Source organism: Pseudomonas sp. JV245A (genome assembly GCF_032424515.1).
Lineage (GTDB): Bacteria > Pseudomonadota > Gammaproteobacteria > Pseudomonadales > Pseudomonadaceae > Aquipseudomonas > Aquipseudomonas protegens.
This window is the reverse complement of sequence record NZ_VYKE01000536.1, coordinates 1-475: the sequence shown is the minus strand read 5'-3', so window position 1 is coordinate 475 and position 475 is coordinate 1. Positions and strand designations below refer to the sequence as shown.

Genomic DNA, 475 nt, shown 5'->3' with positions numbered 1-475 from the left:
CGGGCAGACCATCACCATTCCAGTGGGTGAATCGTCCGGCAGCGTGAACTTCACCGCACCCAACGATGCCCTCGCTGGCGGCAGTTCCCTGAGCACCACCATTACCAAGGCGGACGGCGGTAACTACGAGAAGCTGGAGGTCAGCGACAAGCCGGCCGAGACCTCGGTCACCGATACTCCGGACACCACCAACCTGAGCCTGTCGGCTACAGAATCGGTGGCTGAGGGCGGCCAGATCACCTACACCGCCACACTGACCAACGCAGCCGGCACCCCGGTGACTGTGACTCTGTCCAACGGCGCGGTAATCACCATCGCCGCCGGCGCCACTACCGGCACCACCACCGTCGCGGCTCCAGCCGATGACGTGTACAAGGACGCCGGTAAAGTCGAAGCCACCATCACTAAAGCCGAAGGCGGTAACTTCGAGAACCTGGAGACCAATCCAGCGCCAGCAGTCACCGACGTGACTGAC

Annotated in this window: 1 protein-coding gene; it reads left to right on the top strand. The window is 62.9% G+C overall.

All coding sequences use genetic code 11. The features are described 5' to 3' along the window. The coding region (locus tag F6S12_RS32895) for an immunoglobulin-like domain-containing protein (RefSeq protein ID WP_315870008.1) at positions 1 to 475 on the top strand (475 nt) is incomplete at both ends.